This window comes from Alcanivorax sp. (genome assembly GCF_014762765.1).
Lineage (GTDB): Bacteria > Pseudomonadota > Gammaproteobacteria > Pseudomonadales > Alcanivoracaceae > Alcanivorax.
This window is the reverse complement of sequence record NZ_JABURH010000010.1, coordinates 1-3,090: the sequence shown is the minus strand read 5'-3', so window position 1 is coordinate 3,090 and position 3,090 is coordinate 1. Positions and strand designations below refer to the sequence as shown.

Genomic DNA, 3,090 nt, shown 5'->3' with positions numbered 1-3,090 from the left:
ACCTGTTCATCGGCTCCGAAGGCACCCTGGGCTTCGTGGTGGAAGCCACCGTGAAACTGGCCCGCCAGCCGAAAGACCTGACCGCCCTGGTATTGGGCGCCCCCGGCTTCCGGGAAGTGATGAAGATCCTGCACGCCTTTCAGCAGGACATCGACCTGACCGCCTTCGAGTTCTTTTCCGACAAGGCCATGGCCCACGTACTGGAACACGGCGTGGCCAAGCCCTTCGATACCGAGTGCCCCTTCTACTGTCTGCTGGAATTCGAACAGCTGTCAGAGGCCACCAGCGACCAGGCCATGGCCATCTTTGAAAAGTGCGTGGAAGAAGGCTGGGTGCTGGACGGCGTCATGAGCCAGTCCCTGCAGCAGCTGGACCAGCTGTGGCAACTGCGCGAGCGCATCTCCGAGTCCATTGCGCCGCACACTCCCTACAAGAACGACATCTCCGTCACCGTGGCGAAAGTGCCGGACTTCGTGGAAGACATCGACACCGTGGTGCAGGACGCTTACCCGGATTTCGAGATCGTCTGGTTCGGCCACATTGGCGACGGCAACATGCACCTGAACATCCTCAAGCCCGCCGACCTGGCCAAGGAAGACTTCTTCGCCCAGTGCAACAACGTGTCCAAATGGGTGTTCGAAATCGTCGAAAAGTACAACGGCTCCATTTCTGCGGAACACGGCGTGGGCATGACCAAGAAGCCCTACCTGGAATACTCCCGCAGCCCGGAAGAAATCGCCTGCATGAAAGCGGTGAAGCAGGTCTTCGACCCCAACAACATCATGAACCCGGGGAAGCTGTTCGATGTTTGATGAAATCAACACCCCGGTGGATCAGGACGGTTACCAACACCGCTGGATCGACGGCGCCCCCATCGACATTCCGGTGGGCAAGGCCGTGTGCGTGGGCCGCAACTACGCGGACCACGCCAGGGAACTGGGCAATGACGTGCCCGATTTCCCCATCCTGTTCATGAAGCCGGCCACCTCGTTAGTAAGCCTGCACGAACCCCTCGAGTTGCCCAAAGGGCAGGGCGAGGTGCACCACGAAGTGGAAATGGTAGTGCTGATCGGCAAACGGATTCACAAGGAAACCGACCTGGACAACGTCCGCTTCAGCATCGCCGGCTATGCCGTCGGCCTGGACCTGACCCTGCGTGAGGTGCAGAACACCCTGAAAGAAAAAGGCCACCCCTGGGAACGGGCAAAAGCCTTCGACGGCGCCGCCCCGGTATCCGGCTTCATCGATGCCCGCGGCATTTCCGTAAAGCAGAAGCTCAATGTCACCCTGGAAATCAACGACGAGGTGCGCCAGCACGGTCACACCGGCCAGATGCTGTTCCCCACCTTCGAGCTAATCAGCGAAATCAGCCAGACCTTCACTCTGGAACCCGGCGATCTGGTCTTCACAGGCACCCCGGCCGGCGTCGGCCCGCTCAATAGCGGCGACAAGTTCACGGCACGGCTGGGTAATATCATTCAGGTATTCGGTTCCGTCGCCTGACCCCCCATGTAGGAGCACCTCTCGAGGTGCGAATCTCCGACCAAGGTTGGTGGCGCCCAAGCCACCAACCTCTCCCTGCAACCAATTACTCTGTCTCCCCCTCAGCCCCGCCTACCCCCTTTATATTGATAATAGGATAAAACCTATATAGGCTAAAACCTATTCAAGGATGAAGGAGCAACAATGTGGCAAATTCAAACCACGGATAGGTTTGATAAATGGTTCGATGCGCTTAACGACACAGACCGGGAAAACGTCATCGCCGGCATGCTTGTTCTGGAACAAAAGGGACCTCTCCTGTCCCGACCTTATGCCGATACCGTGAAGGGGTCGACTCACCCGAACATGAAGGAGCTAAGAGTCCAGAGCAGAGGCAATCCCATCCGGGCTTTCTTTGCCTTTGACCCGGAACGAACCGGGATTCTGCTCTGTGCCGGCGAAAAGACAGGTAAAGACAAGCGGTTCTACGATGAGATGATTCCCGTGGCCGACCGCGAATTTACCGCGCATCTGCACAAACTCAACCGAGGTGGCTCAAATGGCTAGAACGCTGAAACAGATCCTGGAAACCGAAAAGCCAGAAATTGTCGAAAAGGCCAAAAAGAAAGCTGACGCCATCCTGCTGGACATCCATCTGGCTGAAATCCGTGCCCTGATGCATAAAACCCAGGCTGAAATGGCCGCTGCACTTGGCGTCAAGCAACCCACCATTGCCGGCATGGAAAAGGCTGGTCAGGATCTGAAGCTATCAACCCTGAAACGTTATATTGAAGCGGCTGGCGGGAAAGTGCGGCTGGATATTGAGCTGCCAGATGGGCAGCATCATGGGTTTACGCTTTAGGGGTTAGTTACGCGCACGGGCAAGACTTGCCCCCAGCGCCCCTGAAGCATTGAGAAAACCCTATCAGGAATATGAAACCACAGGCATTCAATGACTAATAAAGCATTTAAAAAAATATATGAGTTTCATGAAAACATTGAGAACTATAGAAGGTCTCTTAACTTGGAAGCCATATGGCTTTTTGTTGCAACCCTAGGTTGCTGGAGTGTCAATAGTGACATTATAAGGGTTTTTTCCTTATCAATTACTTTTTTCTTATTTTCTTTCCAAGCCTATCATCGTCTACCTAATAAAAAATCTTTCGAAAAGATACGAATGGAAGCTCAAAGAGAAATTAATGCACTTCCAAATCCCGAAATAAAAGACCAATACCAGAAAGAGCTGGATGAAATAGTGAGCACAAAGCTATCCACTTCTTCAGCAATCGCAGGGTCTTCAATATTTTTCTTGTGTTTCAGTTTTTGGTTTCTAAGCGTGATTTATTGGGCGATGCCAAAATTCTGGCATTAACTTATTAATCGTAGGTTACGATTAATGGGGCCAATTTTTTTATCTTTCCCGCCTTAACCTCCTCATCCTTCCCATTCAATTCTAACGAGATAGGGGACACGCACCCCGCCACACACCTACTCCTCCTCAAACGCATCTCGATGAAACTCCGCCGCCTCCATCACCTCACGGAGTCCGCATTCCATCAGTTCCGGCACCTCGCCGCCGGCCAGCACCGTCAACATGGTATGCACACC

At 53.6% G+C, this 3,090-nt stretch carries 5 protein-coding genes; all 5 read left to right on the top strand.

Translation table 11 applies throughout. The features are described 5' to 3' along the window. A partial coding sequence (locus HUJ17_RS00120; RefSeq protein ID WP_290508815.1) for an FAD-linked oxidase C-terminal domain-containing protein occupies nt 1-812 on the top strand: 812 nt, incomplete at its 5' end. Next, complete coding sequence (locus tag HUJ17_RS00115; RefSeq protein WP_290508814.1) at nt 805-1,503, top strand: fumarylacetoacetate hydrolase family protein; 699 nt, start codon at nt 805-807, stop codon at nt 1,501-1,503. The genes HUJ17_RS00120 and HUJ17_RS00115, both read left to right, overlap by 8 nt. Before the next feature lie 183 nt (nt 1,504-1,686). After that, nucleotides 1,687-2,049 (top strand): type II toxin-antitoxin system RelE/ParE family toxin, encoded by a 363-nt coding sequence (locus HUJ17_RS00110; protein ID WP_290508813.1) that lies wholly within the window; start codon nt 1,687-1,689, stop codon nt 2,047-2,049. Then, nucleotides 2,042-2,344, top strand: a complete 303-nt coding sequence (locus tag HUJ17_RS00105; RefSeq protein WP_290508812.1) for a helix-turn-helix transcriptional regulator — start codon at nt 2,042-2,044, stop codon at nt 2,342-2,344. Before HUJ17_RS00110 ends, HUJ17_RS00105 begins: the two co-directional genes overlap by 8 nt. A 90-nt stretch (nt 2,345-2,434) precedes the next feature. After that, entirely contained in the window at nt 2,435-2,854 is a 420-nt protein-coding gene (locus tag HUJ17_RS00100; RefSeq protein WP_290508811.1) for a hypothetical protein, read from the top strand. Nucleotides 2,855-3,090 lie beyond the last annotated feature (236 nt).